Source organism: Phenylobacterium ferrooxidans (genome assembly GCF_042714595.1).
GTDB lineage: Bacteria > Pseudomonadota > Alphaproteobacteria > Caulobacterales > Caulobacteraceae > Phenylobacterium > Phenylobacterium ferrooxidans.
Window position 1 is genome coordinate 25,396 of sequence record NZ_JAOTJD010000017.1, and the last position, 25,293, is coordinate 50,688.

The following is a 25,293-nucleotide window of genomic DNA, read 5'->3' on the forward strand; positions in this document are numbered from 1 at the left end:
CAACGGGTCGAAAACTTTTTGGAGCGCTGAGCTTGGGCTTTCACCATCCTGCTCCGCGAGGGCTTGGAGGCCCTGCTGATCGTGGTGGCCATGATCGCGTTCTTGCGCAAAGCCGACCGGCGAGATGTGCTGCCCTACGTTCATGGCGGCTGGGTATCGGCTCTTGCCGCTGGCGGCCTGACCTGGGCTGCGGCGACTTATCTGATCTCGATCAGCGGGGCGAGCCGCGAGCTTACGGAAGGCTTCGGGTCCCTGCTTTCAGCGGTCGTGCTGATTTCGGTTGGCGTCTGGATGCATGGCAAGGGCCAGGCCGATGCCTGGCAGAGCTACATCAAGGAGAAACTCGCGGCCGCGCTCTCCAAGCGCTCGGCCTGGTTCCTGTTCCTGCTGGCGTTCGTCGTCGTCTACCGCGAGGTATTCGAGACAATCCTCTTCTATGCCGCCATGTGGAGCCAAGGCGCGCAATCGGCGATCTTGGCCGGCGCCGGGGCCGCTGTGGCGACGCTGGCGCTGATCGCCTGGGCCTTGCTCAGCTACAGCAGGCGCCTGCCAATTTCACAGTTCTTCTCCTACAGCTCGATCCTCATCTCTGGGCTGGCTGTGATCCTGACAGGCAAGGGTGTGGCGGCCTTGCAGGAAGCAGCTCTCTTCGACCTCCATCCGCTCGCCGCTGTACCGCGGATTGAAATTCTGGGCGTGTTCCCCACCGTCGAAGGCGTCCTGGCCCAGCTGCTAACCCTCTTGGTGATCGCCGCAGGGTTCTGGTTCACCAGCCGGCGGGCTGAAGTCCGCTGACAATCGATCGGGGGTGGCGCCCGGCGTACAGATCAAACGCCATGGTCGGACAAGGTGACATACGGCGGCGCCTGGCTAGGATTGGACCGTGCCCGGGACTGCCAATGATGAATCTAGCGAGGTGGCCGATCCTTAAACTCCGGCCAGGGAGAACCGACCCACCGAAGCTATCGGATTGCGTATACGAGGCGCCCTCTCAGCCTATGAGACGCCGTGCAGCGCCCCCGCGGCGCCATAAAGCAAGCCGCCCCACAAGAAAAACGAGGCTGTAAAGAGCAGTTCTGCGAGCGTTCTCAAGTCATCGCTCCTAGCGTCAGCGTGCCGGCTGGGGGGTCTTGCCTCAAATAGTGCGGAGAATAAGTTAAGAGGCTGCTACTAAAGCCGGCATCAATTTGGTGGCCACACCCGGCCGGCTGCCTTCCGGCGGAGGAAACTGACTCACCCCTGTTTACTCTCTAGTAATTCTGGTCAACCTTAAGGCCAGAATTGCGCGAATGATTGAGTAAAGATTCGGCTCTATAAACTCTTGTTGAGAATGAATCATCATATTTAGTCATCTCTAAGCTGATACGCTTTCCCGTCGTCTCTGTGGCATGGAGTATCTGCTTAGATAATTTTGGACAGCATCGGACTTTCCAATGATCGGAAAGTCTATATCTAAATATTTCGCCCTTGGTTGGATCGGTTTCTGGCTGCAATTTCCTCTATGTTAGGAAAACAGACCTAAAGTTCGGCGAAGTTCGGGAGCCCGACATGCCGACCAATCTCAAACCGCTGACGGCCATGCGCTTCTTTGCGGCCATGTGGGTCGTCGCGCTCGATTACGCCGAGCCTTGGTGTTGCTACGCCTGCTGTCATCGCCAAGGGATACCTCGGCGTCGAGCTGTTCTTCGTCTTGTCAGGCTTCATCCTCAGCCACGTCTATATGCAGGCGTTTGGTGAGCGACGTTTCCGATACCTAGACTTCCTATGGGCGCGGCTCGCGCGCGTATACCCTGTCCATCTAGCTACCCTCGCAGGCTTGGGCTTGCTGGCGGCGGCGGCTGCCGCTGTTGGCCTTGGGGGTGGCGAAGGCGACGGCGGACATGTGGTCGCCTGGGCTTCTCTGCCGGCCCAGCTGACGCTCACCCAAGCCTGGGGACTGGGAATGGCCGGCGGCTGGAACCATCCGTCGTGGTCCATCTCTGCCGAATGGTTCGCCTATTTGTCGTTCCCGTTGTTCGCCGGCCTGATTTGGCCCCTACGTCGGCAGCCGTGGTTGGCGGTGTTGATCGCCATAGTCCTGGTGATTGGACTGAACCTGACTTTCGAAAAGCTCTCGGGCTCCTCGCTCACTCGCGCGACCATCGCATGGGGCGCTCTACGGATCGTCCCCAGCTTCGCCTTGGGCTGCGCGACTTGGTTGCTCTGGCGGACGGAAGTCGTCTCCACCCAGCGCGCCTCTGTGCTTGGCGCCGTGGCTTCTGTGGTGGCCGTGGTTGGCTGCGCTGCCTTGGGCGCGCCCGACTGGCTTACAATCTGCGTGTTCGGCGCACTGATCCTTTGCCTTGCCAGCCTCTCAAGCACAGGATCGAAGCTGCTATCAGTCCCCCTGTGGGTTTACCTCGGCGAGGTCAGCTTCGCCATCTACATGGTGTGCATTCCCTGGCTGCTGGTTTTTGGCCGAGGGGCAAAGAAGCTCCTCAACCTGTCTAGCGACACCCTGCCACTGGGCGTCTGGGCCATCCTTTTCGTTGGCGTGGTTCCGGTAGCCATGCTCGTTCATCATCTTGTCGAGCGCCCCGCGCGGGAGGCCATGCGCCGCCACGGTGTGATGTTCCTTGGAGGAAGAACGGTGACCGCAGGAGCTGTCGTCGCCCCTTGACCAGCAGTCGCCCGGCTCGACCTGTAAGGTTACACACCCCCTTAGAGCAGAAACACCTGGACCAATGCGGCGGTCTCAGCGGGCTCTTGCCGAGGGCGGTAAGCGAGCCACCGTCGCCCAGGCCACCACGTCGCCGTGCAACCGCACACGTGGTCAAGCTTTGATCTGCGGGCGTTCTCACCGCTCGGCTTAACCCAGCAAGTGACCAACACTGTCAGCAACGCAGGCCCAGGCGCGGCCATAGTGCCTTCAATGGCGGCGAGGGGCGTATTAGTGTGAGGGGTTATCGCGGCCTCGGTCGCGGCGCGCGGACCTGCAAAGTGCCAGTTGTGGGGCGGGGCGCGGCGGGCTGACCGACGAGTTTGAGGTCTTTCACAGCGCTCGCCGGCGCCCCGCTTGGTTTGCTGGCCCCGGGGGCGCGGCGGTGGCATCCGATGGTGCCGCCCTCGTGCTGACCCACGGAGTGATCGCCCATCAGCGCCGGCTCTACCGCCAAGACGCTTATGTCCGTGGAGTGGGCGCCTTGACCACGTGCCGCTGCGACATCACCAACAGTGCCGGCCGTGCGCCGCGCCAATCTCGGGCCCATCGAAAAGGTAGCGCGCCGAACAGGTCGCATCCACGTCTCATGAGATCGTGGAACAAGTGAAAAGCATAACACTCTTAGAATGTTCAAGTTTCGCGCCACCATTCTTTTCGATCTCGTCTATCTCCTGTCACGTTTTATGATTTCTTAGCAATTAGTGAATAATTAACCATATTTAACTCAATGCTTTAGCTCGACGAGCGGCTTGTAGGAGAGAGAAAGTCCGATGACGATTAGCGTCCTCACGAACAAGTCCGCGCTCGTCGCGCTGCAGAACCTGAACAAGACCAACGACGAGTTGAGCGGCGTCCAGAACCGGATCAATACCGGCCTGTCGATCGCCAACGCCAAGGACAACGCCTCGGTCTGGTCCATCGCCCAGGGACAGCGCGCTGACATCGGCGCCCTCTCGGCGGTGAAGATGAGCCTCGACCGCGCGCAGTCGATCGCCGAGGTCTCGATGGCCGGCGGCGAGTCGATCTCCGACCTGTTGGTGCAGCTCAAAGAGAAGGTGGTCGCTTCCCAGGATCCCTCGCTGGACACCAACTCCCGCGGAGCCCTGGACGCCGACTACAAGTCGATCCTGCGCCAGATCGCCCAGGTCGGCCAGAATGCCTCCTTTGACGGCGCCGATATCCTGGACGGCACCACCACCTCGATCCGCTTCCTCGCAAACGCTGACGCCAACGCCTATATCACCCTGTCGGGACAGGACATGAGCCTGGGTGGGCTGATCATCACCCTGCAGGCGACCTCCTCGATCACCACGATGACCCTCGCCCAGACGGCGCTCGCCGACCTCGACGCCTCGATCGCCAACGTAAACCAGGCGCTCGGCGGCCTTGGAGCTCAGGCCAAGCAAATCGAGAACCACAACAAGTTCGTATCCCGACTGACCGACGTGCTGCAGGCCGGAATCGGCAACCTGGTGGACGCCGACGTCGCCAAGGAAAGCGCGCGCCTCGAGGCGTTGCAGGTCCGGCAGCAGCTCGGGGCCCAAGCTCTCTCCATCGCCAACCAGGCCCCGCAGATCATCCTGACCCTGTTCAAATAGCAACCTGGCTAGATCGTGAAAGGAGCGGGAGCAAATGCGTCTGGCCCGCTAGCCGATTGCACGGCGCGGCGACCAGATCATAGGCGTTGCCCAAGAAGAGAGGCCGCACACAGGAACCGGCTCGCCGCCGCGCGAGGCACGCGGCGACCGGTCTAGCGCCGAGGAGCTAAGCCTTAGCGTCCGACACATCGACTGAACTGATCTGGCGCTCCGCCTTTGTCTAAGCCAAATAGTTCGGGAGCCAGGCCCGGGCGACACGCGGCTCAAAGTTGAGTGGCCAATCTAAAGTCGTCCACACAGCCGACAAGTAGAAGCTGGCGATGATCGAAGTCTCTATACGATGCGAGATTCCAATCGGCGGCGCACGACGGCGATGCCATGCATTTCATGGAGTAGCGGCTAGGCTAGCCATCGACCTTGTGGAAATCTCGAAAACACACTCCATTCCGGACCTAAGCAGCTCGCGGCGCGCGCAGGAGGCGGGACGCCGCCTGCGGCGTGATGCCGAAGAATCGCCGCATCGTCCGGCTGAAATGGGATTGATCGCTAAAGCCGCCGAGGGCTGCCGCCGCGGCGAGATTTTCGCCGCGACGTAGCGCCCCGAGCGCCCGTTCGAGCTGGAGCCACGCGCGCCAATGGGCAAGTGGCGCACCGAGCTCCGCCTGCGCCAGAGCGCGCAGTCTGGCCCGCGAGAGTCCTACGCTGCGGGCGACGCTGCCCAGATCCAGGTAGGCGGTGGCCTGCCTCATCGTCTGCAGCGCCGTAGCCAGCCGGGGATCCAGACTTCTCGTCTCGGAGGCGGAAGACTCCGCTGTTAAAGTCAGTCCCGGGTTCGGGCCGCGCAGACGGCAGGCCCATGGGGTCTGCGCCGCCTGCGGCGTCAAGGGCCATGCCGCGACACCCCAATGTTGCGCGAGCCGGCCGAAGCTCTGGATGTAGACGATACGGCCAACCTGGCCTGACGGAACGATTGCGTGCAGGACCCCTGGCGCGACCAGGACGGCTTCACCGACCACGTCACCGCCCGCGCCCCGCACTCTGGCAGGTCCTGAGAGGCCAACCACGACCTGCGCGGAGAGGTGGCGATGCGCTTGCGCGTCGCCGCAGAGCCCCTCAAAGCAGGCCCAGTCGTCGCTGTCCGCCGTCAGCACCGATGAGACAGTTTCAGGGTTCCTGCTAGCGGAGGGTTTTGGTCTCATCGCAGTGACGTAGGAACGAAGATGAGACCCAAACCCTTGCCCTCGAAGACGACCCCCGGTGAGCGGGTGGTGAAGGATATCCGGCGTGCGACGCGGCGCCATTTTTCCGCAGAAGACAAGATCAGGATCGTGCTGGACGGCCTGCGCGGCGAGGACAGCATTGCCGAGCTTTGCCGCAAGGAAGGGATCGCCCAGAGCCTCTACTACGTGTGGTCGAAGGAGTTTCTGGAGGCGGGCAAGCGCCGCCTGGCGGGCGATACCGCCCGGGCTGCGACGACCGACGAGGTGAAGGATCTGCGCCGGGAAGCCACCGCTCTGAAGGAGGTCGTCGCCGAGCAGGCGCTGGAGTTGCGCCTGCTCAAAAAAAGCATGATCGCGGATGGGGGAGGCGGGGAATGAGATATCCCGCACCTGAGAAGGTCGAGATCATCCGCTTGGTCGAGCAATCGAGCCTTCCTGTCCGCAGGACGCTGGACCAGATCGGCGTTTCCCGCGCCACCTTCTATCGCTGGTATGACCAGTATCAGACCGGCGGTCCCGAGGCGCTGGAAGACCGCCCGGGGCGACCCAGCCGGGTGTGGAACCGCATACCTGACGATGTCCGCGCCGCGATCATCGAGCTGGCCCTGGAACAGTCGGAACTGAGCCCGCGTGAGCTGGCCGTGCGGTTTAGCGATGAGCGCGGCTACTTCGTCTCGGAGGCCAGTGTTTCCAGGCTCTTGAAGGCCCATGACCTGATCACCAGCCCGGCCTTCATCGTCATGAAGGCGGCCAAGGCGTTCACCGACAAGACCACGGCGCCGAACGAGGTGTGGCAGACCGACTTCACCTACTTCAAGATCATCGGGTGGGGCTGGGTCTATCTGTCGACCATCCTGGACGACTTCTCGCGCTACGTGATCGCCTGGAAGCTCTGCACCACGATGAAGGCCGGGGATGTGACAGACACCCTGGAACTGGCGCTCACGGCGTCAGGCTGCGACCAGGCCCATGTCCGCCACAAGCCGCGGCTCCTGTCGGACAACGGCTCGAGTTACATCTCCAGCGACCTGGCCGAATGGTTGGCAAGCAGGACATGAAACACGTCCGCGGCGCACCCTATCACCCCCAGACCCAGGGCAAGATCGAGCGCTGGCATCAGACCCTCAAGAACCGGATCCTACTGGAAAACTACTTCCTGCCCGGCGACCTGGAGGCCCAGATCGGCGCCTTCATCGACCACTACAACCACGCCCGTTACCACGAGAGCCTGGGCAACGTGACGCCGGCGGACGCCTACTTCGGCCGAGCCACCGACATCATGCGCCAGCGGGCCCACATCAAACGCCAGACCATCGAACATCGGCGCTTGCAGTACCGCAAAATCGCCGCCTAAATATCAACCCCAGATGAGGCCAGCTCTCCGCTAAATCCGGACCCCACCTGTCTCAAAAGTTCTGGCGACGTACAAGGTGAGGTTCATCGGAACCAATGCCGGCTTCATCCACCCCATGCACATCCACGGCGGGCGCTTCGAAATCGTCGCCCGCGATGGCGAGACCGTACCCCATCCGCCCGTTTCCTGGCCGACACGGTCAATGTCGGGCCAGGTCAGCGCTATGACGTCGTCTGGCGCGCGCGCCGGCCCGGCAAGTGGATGATCCACTGTCACATCCCCCATCACACCCAGAACAACAACGCAGAGACCATGGGCGGCGGCGGCCTGATGGTGGTGATTGATGTGGCTGGACCCAACGCAACGACCGCCCGTCAGCCATCCTCCTAGCGCCCGAACCTTCGGAGCCGGCCTGAACGCCAGCTAGGCTGGTGGATGGCCGGCGCGCCAAGGGGAGACCAGGGGCCGGCGCGTATAGGCAGAGACACGCCAACCACGAAAAGCGAAGAGGGTCCCATGGGTGAGACGGTCGACTGCGCCATCATCGGCGGAGGTCCCGCTGGGTTGGTCGCGGCGCTGTACCTCGTGCGGTTTCGCCGGACTGTATTGATCGCGGACAAAGGGTCTGGCCGCGCGGCGTTGATACCGCGCAGCCACAACTATCCCGGCTTCCCAGACGGCGTCACAGGGGAGGATCTCCTCGCCCGGCTGCACGCGCAGGTCCGGCGCTATGGGAACCCGATTCAACGCGGCGCGGCCTAGGGCGCGTTCGCCGCGTGGACCGCGGCGGTGCGACGGTTGTAGAGGAAGCCGGCTATCAGCACGCCCAAGACGGCGAGCTGCGCGGCCAGGGTCTGCAGGGTGGCGTAGATGCCCAGCACCTCGATGCGCGGCCAACCTCGCACCGCGGAGACGCTGATCATCCCGGCCTCTTGAAGCGCGGCGACACCCTTGCCCGCGAGCACCACGGCCAGAACCGCGACCAAGGCGGCGCTGAACGCGAAGAACTTCCCGATCGGAAGCTTGCGGCTGTAACGCAGCATCGCCCAGGCGATGGCCCCGAGCGCTGCGACGGCCGTTGCCGCGCCGGCGAGCACCGCCGTCGCCGTCGCCGGATTCCATAGCGCGGCATAGAAGAGGATGGTCTCGAACACCTCGCGGTAGACCACGACGAAGGTCAGCAGAAACAGGAACCAAGCCGAGCGGCGCGAGAGCGCTCGGGAGAGCTTGTCGCGAATGTAGCGCTGCCAAGCGTCGGCCTGGCTCTTGCCGTGCATCCAGATTCCGACGCTAAGCAGGACCGCCGCGGCGAACAGGGCGCCGAAACCTTCCGTCAATTCGCGGCTAGCCCCGCTGATGGTGATCAGATAGGTGGCGGCCACCCAGGTGGCGGCGCCGGCAGCGAGCGCGCTCGCCCAACCGCCGTGTACGAACGGCAGGACATCCTGCCGCTCGGCCTTCCGCAAGAAGGCGATCATGGCCACCACGATGAGCAGGGCTTCCAGGCCTTCGCGCAGGAGCACGGTGAAGGCGCCCAGGAACGCGGAAGCCATATCGGCCTTGGCCGGGGCGAGGATCGCCTCGGTCTCGCCAAACAGGTCTTCGATGAGGAGGGCCTGTTCGCGAACCGCCTCGATCGGGGCGCCGCGCCCGATGCGCTGCCGGAACTCGCCCATGGCGGTTTCGATGCGCGCTAGCAGGGCGCGGTCGCGGGCGGCGATCGCCGGCTCCACCGGCTCGACGCCGTCGAGATAGGTCGAGAGCGCCAAATCCGTCGCTGACTGACGGTCTCCGGCCGCATAGGCTTTCACGGTCGCCGCGAGCTTTTCCCGCGCCACCTGCAGCATGGGACCGTCCGGTGGGGCGGTCACGATCGCGGGGTTTCGACGCAGGAAGGCGGTCAAGTCTGCCGCGTTCTTCGCGCCCAGGGTCGCGGCGAGGCTAGCCGGGGTGATGCGGGTGACCGCGGCCAGGTCCGGGAACGCCGCGCGGATACTCGGATCGCCGCGCCACAGCCGCTCGCCACGTCGCGCGGCCTCCGCGTCGTACGCGAACCGGCCGACATAGAAGGCCAGCGCCCAGCGGTCCTCGGGCGGAAGGTGCGCGAAGCTCGCCATCGCCGTGCCGTCCAGGCCCTGGTCGATTACCTGGTAGAGGGCGAAGATGCTGCGGTGATCGGCGCGCGTGCGATCCGAGAAGGCGATCGGCGGCGGATCCATGCCCTTGGCGTCGGGCCCCTTCCCATCTCCGCCCGTGCCGTGACAAGAGGCGCATTGCTCGCCGAAGAGCGCCGCGCCGCGCGCGAGGTCCGGGGCGCTCTGGGGGGCGAGCGCGACGGGGTAGGCCGCGAGAAGATCGGTCGCTAGGCTCCGCGCCTGGGTCGCGACGAGCTCGGGCGCTGCTTTGCCCGCGATCGCTCTCTCGAGCTTGGCGGCCCCCTGCCCAAGAGTGGGCTTTGATTCGATGCCCGGCAGACTTTTCAGGCGGGTCCGAACCGAGGCCGAAAACTCCACCATCTCGGCGTATTCCGCCGGGTTGGACACGCGGCCGTTCTCGACAGCTCCGCCATAGTCCACGGCCACATAGTCGAGCAGCCTCCAGATCGTCTCGGCGGGCGTCGCCTCGGCGCGCGCGCCGTTCGCCAGCAGCGCCGAGCTGACGATAGTCATGCCGAGTAGGAGCAGCTTGCGGAACAAGGACTCAAGCGGCGACGCGATGGCGCGATTACGTGGCATTTGCGGGTTCACTCAGCTCTCGGCGCGCGTTTCGGATGATTTCGGTGGCCGAGTGTAGGAACAGCAGGGCAATGGCCGCGGCCACGACCAGGTCAGGCCAGGCGCTGCCGGTCCAATAGACCAGACCGGCCGCCACGATCACGGCGACATTGGCGAGAGCATCGTTGCGAGAGAACAGCCAGACAGCGCGAACATTGGAATCGCCTTCCTTGAAGCGCGACAGTATCCACGCGGCCACGACGTTGACCGCCAACGCAGCGATTCCGATGCCGCCCATAAGTTCGGCCTCCGGCGCGACGGCATTCAGGGCACGCCAGGCCGCCATGCCGATCACGAACACCCCGAGGCAGGCCAGGAAGAGGCCCTGCACCAGGGCCACCCGGGCCCGGGCGCGCTCCGTCCAGGCGAGCGCCAACAAGCCCACGAAGGTGATCGAGCCGTCGCCCAGGAAGTCGAGGGCGTCAGCTTTCAGCGCCTGGCTTCCGGCCAGGAAGCCGCCGACGATTTCGAAGAGGCCGAAGGCCACATTGAGCACGACCACGATCCAGAGCGCGCGGCGGTAAGCGGGGTCATGCTGCGCGCGTTCGGTATCCCCGTGGCAAGTGCAGCTGTCGGTATCGTCGGTCATCGCTCTTGGTCTAGCACCTCTAGCCACTAGAGGATCAAGCACCAATTGAGGGCTCGCTTGAGCGGACTGCTGTCGCAGCCTAAGCGAGATGGTGATCCAACCACGGCCAGGCTCACGGCCCCATCAGAGGTGAGGCCGAAAATCGCTCAGCATGCGACAGACCAGTGGCGTCGACCTTCAAGAGCGAAGGCAAAGCCGAGCGGGAAACGGCCTGAACCCTAGCGACTGGTTCGTCGTCTGTTGCGTGCGGACATCGTCAACTGACTGCCGACCGTAACATACTTATTCAGCGCCCTATTCACACGCTGATAGACTGAAAGTAGGTTCGACTCGAACCATTTTCCCCGCATGAATATGACGCTTAGACCCTTTAATTCGGCGCTGTGGCGGAGCACCGTCCCTCGTCTTCCCGGTTCTATGACGAACGACTCCGTGTCCGTTGAGAAGAACCTGCCCGTCCTGAACGATAATGATCGACCAGGTTCAAAAACGGTTATGATCGCCGCAATCTTCCGGCGCTTTTTCGGGTTCAAACCGATCATCAGCGTGACCTTTTCCCCAAGGCCGGCCGCGCCGACCACATCCCTACAGGGGTTCCACTTGCGATAGGATCCGAAGTCGCAGAGGGCGCGCCAGACCTTCATGGGAGGCGCGGCGATTTCAATCTCGGTCTGAATGATCATGACGGTGTCTTTCTGGTCAGATCAGGCGGCAGGCCGCCCCGATGAGGGGTTCGGCAGACAAGAGGAGTCCGATCTCAGCGCGCAGACCCGAACGCTCTCACCGCCTCCGATCGTCCAATTGGTGGGCACGTCATAGTAGGTGCAATGGCGTCCGCGGCCCGCCAGGCTCCCTAGGGGCCGGGATGCTGCAGCCAGAACATCCCCCCTCGCGCCAAGCCGTTCCACGCGGATGCGGGTCGGGGAGAGTATCGGGGACCTTCGACACACCGAGCCGTGGAACCGGGTCCCGGTTGGGGTCTGTATGGCGTCCGGCATCCGGAGGGCAAAGCCGGTTGGAGAACTGACCTCCATCGGGACCGCTAGCAGGGTCGCTCCGCCGTAGGCAGCGCAACCCGCCGTGCCAAGCGGCATGAGGACCGCCAGCATGCGTAAGATTTTCATGCGGTGCCCCTCAGCTCTATGTGTGCGTTACGAGTATTGATGGTCGGCCTCACGGCTCGATGTGAGGTGGCCGGGATTGTCTGGACAGGGATCGCCGCTGGCTAGGTGGAATCTCAGCCGATTGTGTTTCGCCGGGTTAGCGCGTCACGCAGGGAGGGCGTAGCCCGACTATAGTAACACACCAACCCCGGCGGCGAAAGTTTCATGCCGCCAGGGCCTGGGGCTGACGGTCGAAAGAGGCCTGGTCCGGGGTGCGGGCGCCCAGGCTCGAATGCGGGCGCTTGCGATTGAAGAAATCCAGATAGCAGCCGATCGAGGCGCGGGCCTCGGCGACGCTGTCATAGGCCTTCAGATAGACCTCCTCATACTTGACCGATCGCCAGAGCCGCTCGACGAAGACGTTGTCGCGCCAGGCGTCCTTGCCATCCATGCTGATCCGAATGCCGTTGTCGGCCAAGCAGGCCGGTGAAGGCCGCGCTGGTGAACTGTGAGCCCTGGTCAGTGTTGAAGATCTGGGGCTTGCCGTGCCGGGCCATGGCTTCCTGGACCGCCTCCAGGCAGAAACTCCACTTATCACTCTGTCCAGATTCTCCAGGCTGGCTCTTTCCGTCCCTCGGACGCCGGGGTCGGGCAAGCAGGCCGCAGGATGCCCGCGCTAAACGAGGATGCGCTCTGCCGGTGCGCTGAGTATGCGTGGTAGCTGGGGGTGCATCGAAGGGCAACATGGACTAAAACTTTGACAATCGTCCCGATCGATCCGGGCACCGAACAGATGACGGGTCTAATGCTAAAGTGATCGAGTACTCTACCGAGATCGAAATCGGTGAGCCAGTAGGAGTCGTGTGGTGCCGGCTGATTGCGTTTGGATCCTATCCAGACTGGAATCCTTATCAGACGATCACCGGCGCCGCCTGGACGGGCGCAAAGATTCGCGTCAATACGCGGTGGCGCATAGACGGAAAAACCGTGACTTCGTCGGCGAGGATCACCCGCCTCGAACCCGAGGTAAACTTTGAGTATCGATCTGGTTGGGCAGGATTCAGCGCCCGGCGATGGTTCGTGCTTGAGCCGACCGTCAGAGGCGTAAGAGTTAGGCACGGCATTGCCTTCGCAGGATTTGTCGCCCGCTGGGCGTTTCGCGACCAGCTGAGGATTGAGCGGCTCGCGCCCTACTGCCGGGCTCTCGGTGACGCGCTCGCGGGGAAGTCGCGGCCCGCTCCAACCGGCCCAGGAAATCGGCGCAGCCGCCGACGGCGTAGGCGGAATACTTGAAAGCCCAGAAATTGCACCGGGACCTTGGTTAGGCCCTGGGCGGCGAATGATCCTTCACGCAGGGCGCCGCGAGTTGGGGTGCCACCGCTCAAGGTGATGGCCGCCCATGCTGTTTTGCATCGAGTGGTTCCACAACTCCCATCACCGCGCCGCGGGAAGGTGACCACCAAAGATGTCACTGACCCATCGGGGCCACTCTACACGGCGTGGAGGCAATCCCGGATGGAACGAAGGGGGATGAGGGACGAGCCGGTGTTTCGGAGAGGCACAACGCGTCCAAGCATGGCTCTAGAGAACATCACACCGGCCAGATGGCGATCAGAATCGGTAGTCCAGCGCGATCTAGGTCCCCCAGGAAGAGATTTTCGATTGCCACCGTCGAAATCAAGGGTTCGCCCAGCGACGCAAGGCCTATTGTCACCGTCGATCCCCTGGTCGATTGCCGGGCACTCCTTGATCCTGCTGCGGCAACATTGTTCCTCGGCCAACCGTTCCTATTAACTGTTCGAAAATCGTGAGCTCGCGACCTCGAGTGGGGGTTTCCCGCCCGTTGAAGGCGATGACCTTGCCGTCCCTCAACGTGAATCTATCAACGCGCGTGACCTGCTCGCTGTCTTTGTCGAAGGTCACCGCGACCACGTTTCGGCTAGCAACCTTCGCCTTTCGGAAGGCTGTAACTTCTTTGACTTGGTTGATGTAAAACCACACGTTTGGATCGAACGTCGAAGTTGCCGAAGGGGACCCTAGTCTTCCTCTCACGATCGACTTGGTATCGACGCCCGCTTTAACATCGCTCGGAGCGGCGTCAATCGCCTGGTAGCCGGAGTACGTAGTGATCGGAGCGCATGCGGCGGTAGCCAGAAGCCCCCATGTGGCGGCGCCGACAATCGTGTTGCGGAATGTAGTCAGGTTCATTCAATGATCGTAGGCGCTGTGGCAGGTCGATACAATCATGTTGCAACTCGCCGAAACCGCATCGTGCCGAGTTAATCTCGTCGATGTGTCGAGGGCCGAACCGCGCTGACGTGATGGTGTGGACGACCTCCACCCACCCGGGTTCTCTGATGTGTCGTCGATAGGGACGTCACGTCTAGGGAGCGGATCATGCAAGAGGTCTCCGTCGTCGGGCTGGATCTGGCGATGAACGTCTTTCAGGTGCATGGGATCGACGCTGCAGGTGTCGTGGTGGTGCGCAAGCAGCTGCGACGCAGCCCGGTTCTTCCCTTCTTCGAGGGCTTGTCGCCCTGTCTGGTCGGGATCGAGGCTTGTGCTTCGGCCCATCACTGGGGCCGGCAGCTGATGGCGATCGGCCACGAGGTGCGGCTGATGCCGCCAGCCTACGTTAAGCGTAACCGGCGCGAGCACCCCACGGCGGCCGGGTAGCGGTTATTCGCCTACCTGTTGGCGACGAGGCTCATGCTTGTCGCCCGGCGCTGAGCGCATTGCTCGCGGATGACGCTCACGGCCTCGGGGATGATCCGCCAGGTCTCACCGAGCGCCTGGGCGGGGATGTCGGGCGACATTCTGCAGTTTGGGCTCACAAAGCCTGCGGAATGGACCGTGCAGACTGAGCATGACCGACCAGTTCAACCGTCCACAGCCTCCACTCATCCAGCTCGTGTGTCTGGGCGCGCAATGCTGGTGAGATCGCTGGTTGGCTCGGACCTTGTTTTGCCGAGGGCGGAGTGCGTGCGCATTGCGGCAATGGCCACAGTGTCAGCATAGCCTTGAAGCCGGCCCAGGACGGTCGGCTCGCTCGCTGAAATTACCTCAAGCCTACGATGAAGGCGCCCCACCATCCCGCGGCCTTTCGCCCCGGCCATCACCCAAGCCTGCTCGGCGGTGCGCATAACGGTCCCAGCTTCGCCGGCGGCGAAGTGCACACCGGAGGTGACGGATCGTGAGGAGAGTGAATAGAGTCGCTTGTAATGCTCGTGCCCAGGGCCGAGATCGTAGGTCCGCAACCCCAACCGCGGCATGGCTTCAATGGCATGCATAAGGAAAACGTGGCCCGGTGCCCAGTCCGCTAGGTCGGGGTCGGTGGAAGCAATCCAGGGATGGTAGATGTCCCCGGCGCGCAACCCGAAATGTCCAGCGACCAGACGCTCGCCAGCGTAGAGTCCTATCAGCAGGCCTCCAAACGCCGGATCGCCGTCATCGAACAGTCCTTGCAGCAGCCCGTTGACCCATGCTGGACGCAAAAAGTCGAAGGCTCCGGTGCGCGCGAGTTGTTGGCGTTTCCAGTCCAGCAAGGTGTCGAACACCACCTTGTCGGTCACGGGAGCGACTCGGAGTGGGCCGAAAGTCCGCTCGAGACCATGACCGAGCCGGCGGTAATTTTTGAAACTTTTCGGGCGCAGTTGACGCAGCGTTTCGAGGAAGACTTCGGCTGGGCCGTCGACTTCTATCAGGAACCCCTCCCGCAGGTCTGCGGCAGGCGGGAGTCCGATAGTGCTCGTGAAGCGGTAGGCAGCCAGGCCGGCGACTTGCAACGCACTTCCTAAATCGAACCCTTCTATGGCGACTGGTCCGTGATAGTCGCCGAGCGGAGCGCCAAGCGGATAGGCGGCCCCGCCCAAACGCCTATGGTGGGGCAGGAAGGCGACTGGCCGTTCGGCGCCATTCGAGGTGGGTGTTCTCCAAATCGTCACCAGCGCGTCGGCGCGAAAACGACCGACATAGATGGCAAAGTCGGGTCCCAGGAGCGGACTCGAGAACGCCGGGCTCGAGGCGCAAAGTGTTCGCCAAGCCTCACGATCCTCCATGGTCAGATCGCAAGGATGCAGCGTGTCTGCCCGCATCATAAATTCCGACCCTGTGTAGCTGCCTAGCGAATGCATGCCCGCCAGTGTCCATGTCGGACCAGGGCTATTTTGGATCCATAAACCTAAAATTTGCTTGCGAACTATTGGAGCGTCTGACGCTGCCGAGGTCTTGATCACCAACTTTTGGGCGGGTCGGTACCACCTGAACTGGCTCGAAAGTCTGCGTATTCAGAGCCGGCCTGGAGAATCTGGACAGAGTGATAAGTGGAGTTTCTGCCTGACGGCGGCGAGAATGCCGCGGCTCAGGAGAGACCATGACGAAGCGGACGAGACGGATCATGACAACAGTCAAAGGCCCGGGCGGCGAACTGGCGAAGACCCTCGGGTTTGGTCGTCTGTCCTTGTAAGGCGTCGGTACGATCATCGGCGCGGGTAGCCTGGCCGCCGATGGCGCGCGAGGAGACCTACACGCCAGCCGCTGCATAGAGATCGGCAAGGGTCCCGCACAGGATCGGAGCCGTAGACGCCAGAGTGGTGAGACGTGATGACGAACCGGCTGCAGCCGGGGACGGGTGAAACCCAGGGGGTCAGAGCGCTTCGAGCGCGTTGACGTGATTAGGGAGCCTGTCCGCGGACTTCATCAAGGCCAGCAGCCTCGACCGCTGCAGCAACAGGCCGAACACATGACTGCACTCGACCGAGCGCCGAACGTCAACTTCACCCTTGCGTCTTGGAGGTCGTCCACACATGACGTCCCTATCGACGACACATCAGAGAACCCTGTTGGGTGGAGGTCGTCCACACCATCACGTCATGCTCTGGTGTCGCTGAGCCCGTTCAGGTGCTGCGTGACCACCTCTTCACCGCCGACACGGCGATCACCAATGCCGGTTCTGCGGGACCGTTCTGTATCGCCGACCCAACGGATCTAGCCATGCGGTCAGGCGCAGCGGTGCTGAGACTCAGCGAGGGGGCTAGCGACTGGCGGTTTGAACACGTGCTCGTCGCATGGAAGGACTGCCGGCGAATGGCCAAGCGCTGGCCGAAGCGTTTGTGATGATCCGGCGGCCGAGCGTGAAGAAAGGCCTCTCGGACCTGGCGCGGGCAATCGTCACCGCTGCGGGAAACCCTAACTCCCGGCCTTCAGGGTAGAAGAAGGCGGTCTTCGCCAACTTGTGCTAGGTTGCAAGAAAGAGCCCTATTGTGCCCCGCGTGGCGCGAAAGTGTCGGGCACATGGTCTTACGGTTGGCGGCTAGCCCGACGCCCCAAGCGGCCGTTTTAGGATGCATCGATGAAAACCTTATCTCGCCGATCCGCAGTAGGCGCAGTCGCTTTGCTCACGGGAATTCCGCGCACGGGTTGGGCGAACGAGACGAGAACATTCACCGTCTATCGGTCATCATCTTGCCAGTGCTGCGAAGCCTGGATTTCCCATATGACAAAGGCCGGTTATCATGCCCAGACGGTGCTCATGGACGATCTCACGGACGTGAGGCGGCGCTACAAGATTCCGGCGGACCTCGCCGCCTGCCATACGGCGACCATCGGCGGCTATGTCATCGAGGGACATGTGCCTGCGGCTGACGTGACCACGCTCCTGCGGCAAAGACCAAAGGCGTTGGGGCTTTCGGTCCCGGGTATGCCCCTAGGATCTCCTGGTATGGAACCAGCGAATGGTGAGGTTGAGGGCTATTTCACCCTGCTACTCCTTGGCGAGGGGCGCCGGCGCATCTTCGCACGCCACTGAGGCGGATGTATTCCTAGGACTTGGGTGCAGCTTAGACGCCTCCGTTGCCATGTGGCCCATCCTCTATGTAGTTACACCTTTCCTTCTCAGACTGGCGGCCTCTAGGTTGCTCGCAAATTTCGGGGTGCTTCATGGAACGCATATTGTCGCGAGTTATCGCCGCGATGGCCGCGTCTTTCAGCGCAGTCGCGGTCTCCGCCCATGCCGAGACGTTAGCCGAAGCGATCGCGCTCGCTTATGAGTCCAATCCGACGCTGGAAGCGCAAAGGTCTCAGGTCCGGGTTCTTGACGAGGGATACGTCCAGGCGCGTGCGGGTCTGCGCCCGCAGCTCAGTATCTCGTCGACGGCATCCTACAGCAACACTTCGGTCAACGCCGGGCGTGGCGGGCTCGTCGACACCAATGGCGACGGCATACCCGATACGGCAATTACGACCGGCGGCGTGACTGAGCGCAATTTTGGCAATGCGTCCCTTTCGCTCAATCAGCCGCTCTATACTGGCGGCCGAACCATCGCTGCGATGTCGGCGGCGGAGGCCGACATATTCGCAGGCCGCGCAACCCTTCGCGATGTCGAGGCAAGCGTGCTTCTCAATGTGACCCAGGCATATTCTGACGTTCTACGTGATCAGCGGATCGTGGCGATCCGGCGTCAAGATGTGGATACCCTGGATAAGCGACTGGAGGAGACGCAGGCACGTTTCGACGTCGGAGAGCTCACGGGTACGGACGTGGCGCAAGCCAAGGCCCGCCTCGGCTCCTCGCGGGCCCAACTCGCCGCCGCAGAAGGTCAACTGGAGATCAGCCGCGCCAATTACGAAGCCGTGGTGGGAAGGCCACCGGGCGATCTTGCGCCCCAGCCTCTGCTGGACGAACTCCTACCAAAAGACGTGCTTGAAGCGCTGGACGTTGCTCGTGCCGAAAGTCCGAGAATCCAAGCCGCCGAGCTCGCTGAACGGGCCAGCCGCGCTAGGGTGGCGGTGGCGCGAGCGCAGAGGCGCCCGAGCATTTCTTTGCGGGGCGGTTATGGCTACTCCGGCCAGGTCGATCCCTTCATCACCGACCGCTTTGCTCGAAACCTCTCAGCGTCGGTTGTGACCACAGTGCCAATTTATTCGGGCGGAGTAATCGCTTCGCAAGTGCGCCAGGCTGTTGAGCGCAACAACACCGATCGCATCCGGTTGGAGGGCGTGGAGCGCCAGGTCCGCCAAGTAATTGCGCAAGCGTGGAGCCAACTGAGGACGGCCAACGTCGCCGCCGACGCGAACGAGGGTGTTGTCCAGGCCGCCAAAATCGCAGTTGAGGGTACCCGCTTGGAGTTCGATGTTGGACTTCGGACGACGCTTGATATTTTGAACGCCGAACTGGAGTTGCGGAACGCCGAACTGGCCCTGGTCACGTCTCGTCGGGACGCCTATGTGGCCGGTGTGGCGTTGCTCAACGCCATTGGGCGGCTAGAAGCAAGGCGCTTGGCGCCCGAAGTTGCCCTCTATAGCCCTGAGCGGTCCTTCGAGGGCGTAAGACGACAAGGTTTGTGGGTGCCTGTCGATGCTGTAGCCCAAACCTTGGATCGGGTTGGAGCACCGGCGGGCGCGATCCAACGCAAGCGATAGCAATTTGAGTGACGCAAGGCGAAAATGACTTTCGGTGTGGTTTTGGCCTCCAAAAACCGCCCTCGCTCAAGCTCATCCAAGTTTACATCGCACGGTACGCGGACGATTAGGACCATCTTAGGACGCTGATAGACACAAGGTCTACCTTTCCGCTTCGACCGCTGCATTAGGCGGTCAATGACGACTGTCGCCGCAGCGGTGGCAAGTGCGCTCGTCGGTTGCCGGCGGAAAATGGACGGAACGCCGTCGCCCCTGGGTTGCCCGGCTTCCGAAGCGGAATATCGTAACGGGTGTCGCTGTGTAGCCATCCGGCGTAGCTTTCAATTACCCACATTCTGATCCCCCGCGATCTCGGCGCCGAGTTTGATGTCGGTCAGGCGGGTAAGGCCTCGCCAGACGACCATGTTGCCGTACCCATCCGGTGAGCCTTTCAATTACCCATAAGTCGCTGACTCTTTTGGATAATGGCGCTGGAAATTCTTGAATCGATTGAATCGGTTGTGATTCTGTATCGGGCACCTGATCCGTTTGAAGCGGTGCAAGATGGCGGTTCGAGACGGAGATGCGGTCGATCGATCGGCGCATTGGAGCGACCGAGAGGTCGACCAGGGGGCGTTCAAGGACGCCCGGCTTGGCCGCCGGTTCGCGGATATCTTGAAGCAGCTCGGCGACGGAATGGGAGGGACCATCCCCTTCGCGTGCCAGGATTGGGCGAACACGAAGGCGGCCTACAGGTTCTTCTCGAACGCGAAAGTGGAGGAAGGCGATATCCTGAGTGGTCACTTCGCCGCGACTCGCACGCGGTACGATGCCTGTGAGGGGCCCATTCTGCTGCTGCAGGACACGACGGAGTTCACCTATCAACGGCGCCATCCCCGCGACATCGGGTTCACCAAGAGCGTCAACAGCGGTCGCGACAAGTTCAGAGGAACCGCCGCGCTCAAGCGCAAGATCAACCCGACGCGTGTTCCCATCGAGCAGAAGGAGAGCGTTCGATGGTTGGAAAATCTCCGCCAATCGATCGACCGCCTGGGCCGGCCTGACCGGTGTATTCACGTGGGCGACCGCGAGAGCGATATCTTCGAGCTCTACTGTCTAGCCAAGGAATTGGGCACGCACTTCGTGGTCCGCACCTGCGTCGACCGCCTGGCTGGCGACGGGAGCCATACGATTTCGGCCGAAATGAGTGACGTCGACGCCGCGGGCCAGCACATCATCGAAGTGCGCGACGACGCCGGCGAGGTCGTCAAAGTCGCCTTGGACGTCCGGTTCAAGCAGATCAGAGTTTTGCCGCCGATCGGGAAGCAGAAGCGCTATCCGTCGTTGGACCTCACGGTCATCCACGCTGTCGAGGCGAACGCCCCCAAGGGTCGAAAGCGCATCGAATGGAAGTTGCTCACCGACCTTCCGGTCGAAAGCTGTGCTGAGGCCGTCGAGAAGATCCGATGGTACGCGATGCGCTGGAAGATCGAGGTCTTCCATAAGATCTTGAAATCCGGCTGCCGAGCGGAAGATGCAAAACTGCGCACCGCCGATCGCCTGGCAAACCTGGTCTCGGTCTTCTGCATCATCAGCTGGCGGGTGTTGTGGCTGACGATGCTCGCCCGAACTTCGCCTGAAGCCCCGCCCACCGTGGCGCTGACCGACACGGAGATCGTACTTCTCGACCGCCTCGTCAGCGACGCTGGCAACCGCAAGACCCCGCCCGGCACGCTGATCTTCTATCTGACAAAGCTCGCCCGCCTTGGCGGATACCTTGCAAGCGCTGCGGACCCTCCACCGGGCAATACGGTCGTCTGGCGCGGCCTCACCCGCCTGACCGACATCAAACTCGGCGCCGAGATCGCCGGGGTTCAGAATGTGGGTAATTGAAAGCCGGTGAGCACCGCGACGGCGGCGGGATCTGACCTCCGTCAGGCGGCCTGAGCAGGAGCTCCTAGCGGCCGCCAATTCCAGGGCAGGAGCTCGTCGAGCTGCTGTGCGGGATGCTCGGCGATGCGGGCGAGGACATCAGCGAGCCAGGCCTGAGGATCGACGTCGTTCATCTTGGCGGTGACGATCAGGCTGTACATGATCGCCGCGCGCTGACCGCCTCGGTCGGATCCGCAGAACAGCCACGACTTCCGGCCGAGCGCGATGCCGCGTAATTGAAAGCGCCACCGGAGGGATACGTCGCTGTCCTCCAACCGCCAGGATCAAGTCCCGGGTATAAAGTGCGAATGCCTTGCAATAGCAATCAGGCCTGCTATAGCGGTTGCGTCAAATCGGGGGGCGTTGTGCGCACGAAAACTAAGCTTCAGCTGGCGTTGCTTTTTGCCACGGCGGCCGTTCCAGCCCAGGCCGCGGAACTGCCCGACAGGCCGCTGGCAGGCCCCGCCGCTCGGAAGGCCGACGTTGAGGAACTGATCGTCACCGCCACGCGGGTGCCGACTCCCATCACGGCCATTCCAAATACTGTGCGGGTTCTCGACCGAGAGGCGCTCGACACTCAGCTCGCTGTTAGTACCAGCCTGGTGGACAGCCTGAGCTTCTCAATCCCGAGCTTCGCGCCGGGCCGGCAGAAGATGACCAGCACGGGGGAATCCCTCCGAGGCCGAACGCCGCTGTACATGGTCGATGGCATTCCTCAATCGACGCCCCTGCGTGACGGAAAGCGGAGCGGCTTCACGGTCGATCCGGCCTTCGTTGATCGGGTCGAGGTGATCTATGGTGCGAACGCCATCCAGGGCGTAGGCGCCACCGGCGGGGTGATCAACTACGTCACCGTCGCCCCACCCAAGTCTGGTGAATGGCTGACCCGTGCTGCCGTTGATCTGACGACAGACGATTTCGAGGCGAATGGCTTCCATCAGAAAGCGTCGGTGCTGACAGCCCGAAAGGTGAACCGCTTCGACTTCGTGGTGGGTGGAGCCTATGAGATCAACGACCTCTACTATGATGGTCGTGGTCGACCGGTCGGCGTCGACACGGTCCAAGGCGACATCATGGACACCCGGGCCTGGAACATGTTTTCTAAGCTCGGCTTCGATGTCGATGAAGACCAACGCCTTGAGCTCACCGCCAACCTTTTCGAGCAGGGCGGCGACGGCGACTACGTCGGCATCCCGGGCAGCGTGAGAGGTGGCATTCCCGCCACGTCCAGGAAGGGTGTCCCAGACGGCGATCCCACGCGCAACGAAGCCATGAATCTAGCCCTCACCTACCGCCACAGAGATCTGGGCGGAGGTGAACTGACGCTGCAGGGCTTCTACTATGACTTTTATGCGCTCTACGGCGGAAACCGGAACGCCGTGTTCCAGGATTCTACCATCGCGCCGGTCGGCACGCTATTCGACCAATCGGCCCTAAGCTCAGAGAAGTACGGCGCCAAGCTCACCTACGCCCGCCAGGACACCCTCTGGCGAGGTCTGCAGGTGGTCGCCGGCGCCGACCTGTTGAATGACCAGACCTTCCAAGAGCTGGCGCAGACGGGGCGCCTTTGGGTCCCTGAAATGATCTATCGGGGTTGGGCTCCTTTCGCTCAGCTTGAGCAAAAATTGCTCGGTGATCGCGTGCGCGTGTCTGGCGGGCTGCGGTACGAAAACGCCAAGCTTGAGGTTCCGGATTTCACGACCATAGCCAGTGCGAACCGCACCTCCGTCCGCGGCGGATCGCCGAGCTTCAAGAAGCTGCTGACCAATGCTGGCTTAGTTGTCGAGCCGGTAGAGGGGCTTTCGCTATTCACCTCTTATGCACAGGGCTTCACCATGCCCGATGCAGGCTTGATCCTACGGGCGGTGCGCACTCCCGGGCAGACGGTGAATAGTCTCGTCGATCTACAGCCGGTGATCGCCGACAACATCGAAGTCGGCGCCAGCTATCGTGCGAACGGCCTGGAACTGTCTGCGAGCTATTTCTGGTCGGCGTCCGAGCTCGGATCGCGGATTCAGGTGATCGGGGGAGCCGGGGTGGTCCAGCGGGAAAAGAGCCGCATCAAAGGATTCGAAGTGTCCACAAGCTACCGCTTCCCGGGTGGCGCAAAGGTGGGGGGGGCTTACGCCGCCCTTGAGGGGCGCTACGACAGCAACGCGGACGGCCGGCTCGATAAGGATCTCGATGGCCGAAACATCTCGCCGGATCGGGTGAACCTCTACGCCCAGACACCGTTCGGCCGCGGGGTCACCGGGCGCGTGCAGCTCTCCCATTTGTTCGACCGCAAATTCGATGGCGGTCTGCCCCAGCACAACTTCAATGGCTACACGCTGGTGGACGCGCTGATCAGCTACGAACGCGACAATCTAGGCAGGTTTACCTTGGCAGTTTCGAATCTTTTCGATGAGGACTATCTCACCTATTTCTCCCAAACCTCTACGTTCGTGAGCGACACCGACTACGTGGCGGGCCGCGGTCGCGGGATTTCCCTCCGGTGGCAACGCACGTTCTAGCCGGCTCCGGCAAAAGGGGCGCGCGATGAAGTTTGTGGATCTGCTGCACCGGTGGACGGGTGGCCTGCTTGGACTCCTCCTGGCAGTGCTGGGGCTTTCGGGCGCTATTTTGGTCCACAGGGACGCCTGGGTCATCCTGCCGCACGCGCGTGACGCTCAGCTGCAGGACCTAGCGGTCATGGTGGGGTCGGTCGAGCGACTAATGGCGGGGTCGCCGTCGCCGAACGCGATCACCTTCGCCTCACGGGATTTCGGCCTGCATCGCGTGCGATTCCCCGGCGAGGCTGGCGCATACGCGGATCAGTCCGGCGCGATCGTGGCGCGGTGGGGCGACAAGTGGGAGCGGCCGGAACTCTGGCTCTTCGATCTTCACCACTACTTGCTGGCAGGAAAGACGGGTGCGCTCGTCGCGGGGTGGGTGGCCCTTATCGGGCTGGGTTTCATCGCTACCGGCCTAATCCTCTGGTGGACCAGGCGCAGAACCTTCGAGTTTCGGCTGTGGCCGGCGCGGATGGACCGCCCGGGGATTGTTCGTCAGCACCGCGATTTTGGCGTAGTGGTCGCACCGCTGCTGACGCTGTCGCTGCTCACCGGCGCCATGATGACGCTGCGGCCGGTGGCGGACGTGCTGCTTACCCCTTGGGGATCCTCTGCGGAGCTTCGCAACTCGCTCGCAGCACCGCCAACCAAAGGCGGCGCGTCGACTCAGCAGCTAAACTGGACGCGGATTTTCGGAGAGACCCGCCGACGCTTCCCAGATGCGGAATTCCGCGTGCTCAGCCTGCCTGAGAAGCCTGGTGGCCTGATCTCCATTCGCATGAGGCAAGCGCCGGAATGGCTGCCCAATGGCCGGTCCATCCTCTGGTACGACGCGAGCGACGGGCGACTGGTGGAGGCCCGGGACGCCCTATCGATGCCAAGGGGCGCCCGGATATTCAATGCTGTCTACCCGCTACACGCTGCGAAGGTGGGGAGACTGCCCTACCGGATCGTCATGACCGCTTCGGGGCTGGCACTTTGCTTATTGGGCACGCTGAGCGTTTGGACATTTTGGTTCCGAAGGCCTAGGGCTCGTCGATCACGTAACGGCCGCGCTGAGGTGGTTGTTAAATCCGCACCCGTTCGATCTCATCCAGGCTGACCTGGTCGGCCCGCCGGTCGTAGAGTTGGGTTGTGCGCGTCGAGCTGTGGTTGGCCATCGCCGCGGCCGTTTCGAGTTGGCCGCCGTTCTTGAGGTAGGCGGTAATGCCGGTGGCGCGGAAGGTGTGATTGCCGATCTTGGTCTCGATGCCAGCGCCGACGGCGCGGCGGCGGACCATGGCGTAGGCGTTGGCTTGGGGGAGCGGATTCGAGGTTAGCCCTCCCCGGCCCCGCGCGGCACGGCTGCGGCCGATCGTCCGGAACAAAGCCCCCTTCGGGTCGTCGGCGAGGCCACAACCATCGATGTAAGCGTGGAGATAGTCCTCGAGAAAATGATGGCAGGGCATTTCATGGACCTTGCCGCCCTTCTCGTGCAGCCGCACCCATAGCCGCCGCTGCTGAACGTAGGCGTCCTCCACCCTCATGCCGAGTGCCGCGCCGATCCGCGCGAAGCTGAACGCCATCAGCCCGATCAGAGCGCCCGATCGCGAAGCCCGATCGGCGTTGAGACGTCGATACTATCGAGCAGCGCCCTCGCCTCCTCCGGCGCCAGCACAGGCGTCTTGCCGCGCTTGACGCTGTGGGCGGGGCCGCGCACCGAGGCGGCCGGATTGGTCGGGATCACCTGGCCGATCACCAGCCAATCGAACAGCCGCCGGACCGCGGCCAGGCGCAGTTTCGCCGTGGGCGCCGCGCGCGAGCGGGTCAGGCCCTCGACGTAGGCGGCGACGTGCAGCGGCTGGACGGCGGCGATCGACACCACTCCCCTGCCCTCGCACCAGGCCAAGAATTCCGCCACGGCGCCGGCATAGGCGCGGCGGGTGTGAGCGTTGCGGATCGAGGCGGCGAAGAATTCGAGGAAGCGGGTCTCCGCTTGCGGACCGGCCGCCACCACCAGCGCCGGCGGGGCGGCGCGCGCTCCGCCGGCCAGGGTCTGGCCGGATCTCGGAACGAGTGCGGTCATGGCCTAT

20 protein-coding genes and 4 pseudogenes are annotated in these 25,293 nt (G+C 62.9%); 13 read left to right on the forward strand and 11 right to left on the reverse strand.

Features of this window, described 5'->3' with window-relative positions:
* Positions 1-48: 48 nt before the first annotated feature.
* The 3 genes from OCL97_RS10405 (at position 49) to OCL97_RS10415 (ending at position 4,299) form a co-directional block, all read left to right on the forward strand.
* Positions 49-795, forward strand: coding sequence for an FTR1 family iron permease (locus tag OCL97_RS10405; RefSeq protein WP_457852596.1), 747 nt, complete (start codon positions 49-51; stop codon positions 793-795).
* A gap of 895 nt (positions 796-1,690) precedes the next feature.
* Positions 1,691-2,659 carry an acyltransferase family protein gene (locus tag OCL97_RS10410; RefSeq protein WP_377369931.1) on the forward strand — a complete coding sequence of 323 codons (969 nt, stop codon included), beginning with the start codon at positions 1,691-1,693 and terminating at the stop codon, positions 2,657-2,659.
* A gap of 812 nt (positions 2,660-3,471) precedes the next feature.
* Positions 3,472-4,299 carry a flagellin gene (locus OCL97_RS10415; protein ID WP_377369933.1) on the forward strand — a complete coding sequence of 276 codons (828 nt, stop codon included), beginning with the start codon at positions 3,472-3,474 and terminating at the stop codon, positions 4,297-4,299.
* 452 nt (positions 4,300-4,751) lie between these two features.
* On the opposite strand, the gene OCL97_RS10420 is transcribed toward OCL97_RS10415, so the two are convergent.
* A complete protein-coding gene (locus tag OCL97_RS10420) occupies positions 4,752-5,450 on the reverse strand; it encodes a helix-turn-helix transcriptional regulator (RefSeq protein ID WP_377369935.1) in 699 nt (232 codons plus the stop codon).
* 69 nt (positions 5,451-5,519) lie between these two features.
* On the opposite strand from OCL97_RS10420, the pseudogene OCL97_RS10425 reads away from it, so the two are divergent.
* From OCL97_RS10425 to OCL97_RS10435, 3 genes and pseudogenes are all read left to right on the forward strand, one after another.
* Positions 5,520-6,873, forward strand: a pseudogene (locus OCL97_RS10425) (IS3 family transposase).
* Positions 6,874-7,263 (forward strand): multicopper oxidase domain-containing protein, encoded by a 390-nt coding sequence (locus OCL97_RS10430; RefSeq protein WP_377370027.1) that lies wholly within the window; start codon positions 6,874-6,876, stop codon positions 7,261-7,263. It begins immediately after the preceding pseudogene.
* 126 nt (positions 7,264-7,389) lie between these two features.
* Positions 7,390-7,635: an NAD(P)/FAD-dependent oxidoreductase gene (locus OCL97_RS10435; RefSeq protein ID WP_377369937.1), complete on the forward strand. Its 246-nt coding sequence runs from the start codon at positions 7,390-7,392 to the stop codon at positions 7,633-7,635.
* Here OCL97_RS10435 and OCL97_RS10440 read toward each other — a convergent pair.
* The 5 genes and pseudogenes from OCL97_RS10440 to OCL97_RS10460 form a co-directional block, all read right to left on the reverse strand.
* Complete coding sequence (locus OCL97_RS10440) at positions 7,632-9,569, reverse strand: FTR1 family protein (protein ID WP_457852595.1); 1,938 nt, start codon at positions 9,567-9,569, stop codon at positions 7,632-7,634. The two genes, OCL97_RS10435 and OCL97_RS10440, sit on opposite strands and share 4 nt — an antisense overlap.
* Positions 9,570-9,597: 28 nt before the next feature.
* Positions 9,598-10,236, reverse strand: coding sequence for a cation diffusion facilitator family transporter (locus OCL97_RS10445; RefSeq protein WP_377369939.1), 639 nt, complete (start codon positions 10,234-10,236; stop codon positions 9,598-9,600).
* A 218-nt stretch (positions 10,237-10,454) separates the two neighbouring features.
* Complete coding sequence (locus tag OCL97_RS10450; RefSeq protein ID WP_377369941.1) at positions 10,455-10,919, reverse strand: SRPBCC domain-containing protein; 465 nt, start codon at positions 10,917-10,919, stop codon at positions 10,455-10,457.
* Positions 10,920-11,562: 643 nt separating this feature from the next.
* Positions 11,563-11,923 (reverse strand): annotated as a pseudogene (locus OCL97_RS10455) (transposase); the annotation flags it as partial.
* Positions 11,924-13,049: 1,126 nt separating this feature from the next.
* Positions 13,050-13,547, reverse strand: coding sequence for an outer membrane protein assembly factor BamE (locus tag OCL97_RS10460; RefSeq protein WP_377369943.1), 498 nt, complete (start codon positions 13,545-13,547; stop codon positions 13,050-13,052).
* Positions 13,548-13,736: 189 nt separating this feature from the next.
* On the opposite strand from OCL97_RS10460, the pseudogene OCL97_RS10465 reads away from it, so the two are divergent.
* Positions 13,737-13,979, forward strand: a pseudogene (locus OCL97_RS10465) (IS110 family transposase); the annotation flags it as partial.
* A 47-nt stretch (positions 13,980-14,026) separates the two neighbouring features.
* Here the strand turns inward: OCL97_RS10465 and OCL97_RS10470 are convergent.
* Together OCL97_RS10470 and OCL97_RS10475 are read right to left on the reverse strand one after the other, a co-directional pair.
* Positions 14,027-14,155, reverse strand: a complete 129-nt coding sequence (locus tag OCL97_RS10470) for a hypothetical protein (protein ID WP_377369945.1) — start codon at positions 14,153-14,155, stop codon at positions 14,027-14,029.
* A gap of 84 nt (positions 14,156-14,239) precedes the next feature.
* Entirely contained in the window at positions 14,240-15,436 is a 1,197-nt protein-coding gene (locus tag OCL97_RS10475) for a GNAT family N-acetyltransferase (protein WP_377369947.1), read from the reverse strand.
* Positions 15,437-16,184: 748 nt separating this feature from the next.
* Here OCL97_RS10475 and OCL97_RS10480 point away from each other — a divergent pair.
* The 4 genes from OCL97_RS10480 to OCL97_RS10495 all read left to right on the forward strand — a co-directional run bounded on the left by OCL97_RS10480 (position 16,185) and on the right by OCL97_RS10495 (position 20,630).
* Entirely contained in the window at positions 16,185-16,454 is a 270-nt protein-coding gene (locus OCL97_RS10480) for a hypothetical protein (protein ID WP_377369949.1), read from the forward strand.
* Between the two features lie 379 nt (positions 16,455-16,833).
* Positions 16,834-17,145 (forward strand): DUF411 domain-containing protein, encoded by a 312-nt coding sequence (locus OCL97_RS10485; protein WP_377369951.1) that lies wholly within the window; start codon positions 16,834-16,836, stop codon positions 17,143-17,145.
* A gap of 131 nt (positions 17,146-17,276) precedes the next feature.
* Complete coding sequence (locus tag OCL97_RS10490; protein WP_377369953.1) at positions 17,277-18,758, forward strand: TolC family outer membrane protein; 1,482 nt, start codon at positions 17,277-17,279, stop codon at positions 18,756-18,758.
* A 543-nt stretch (positions 18,759-19,301) separates the two neighbouring features.
* Positions 19,302-20,630 carry an IS4 family transposase gene (locus OCL97_RS10495; RefSeq protein ID WP_377369955.1) on the forward strand — a complete coding sequence of 443 codons (1,329 nt, stop codon included), beginning with the start codon at positions 19,302-19,304 and terminating at the stop codon, positions 20,628-20,630.
* A gap of 41 nt (positions 20,631-20,671) precedes the next feature.
* On the opposite strand, the pseudogene OCL97_RS10500 reads toward OCL97_RS10495, so the two are convergent.
* Positions 20,672-20,905, reverse strand: a pseudogene (locus OCL97_RS10500) (transposase domain-containing protein); the annotation flags it as partial.
* 129 nt (positions 20,906-21,034) lie between these two features.
* On the opposite strand from OCL97_RS10500, the gene OCL97_RS10505 reads away from it, so the two are divergent.
* Both OCL97_RS10505 and OCL97_RS10510 read left to right on the forward strand, forming a co-directional pair.
* Entirely contained in the window at positions 21,035-23,182 is a 2,148-nt protein-coding gene (locus tag OCL97_RS10505) for a TonB-dependent receptor (protein ID WP_377369957.1), read from the forward strand.
* Positions 23,183-23,207: 25 nt separating this feature from the next.
* Complete coding sequence (locus OCL97_RS10510; protein ID WP_377369959.1) at positions 23,208-24,323, forward strand: PepSY-associated TM helix domain-containing protein; 1,116 nt, start codon at positions 23,208-23,210, stop codon at positions 24,321-24,323.
* Here the strand turns inward: OCL97_RS10510 and OCL97_RS10515 are convergent.
* Both OCL97_RS10515 and OCL97_RS10520 read right to left on the reverse strand, forming a co-directional pair.
* Positions 24,289-24,786 (reverse strand): tyrosine-type recombinase/integrase, encoded by a 498-nt coding sequence (locus OCL97_RS10515; protein WP_377369961.1) that lies wholly within the window; start codon positions 24,784-24,786, stop codon positions 24,289-24,291. The genes OCL97_RS10510 and OCL97_RS10515 overlap by 35 nt on opposite strands.
* Positions 24,787-24,794: 8 nt before the next feature.
* A complete protein-coding gene (locus OCL97_RS10520; protein WP_377369963.1) occupies positions 24,795-25,286 on the reverse strand; it encodes a tyrosine-type recombinase/integrase in 492 nt (163 codons plus the stop codon).
* Positions 25,287-25,293 lie beyond the last annotated feature (7 nt).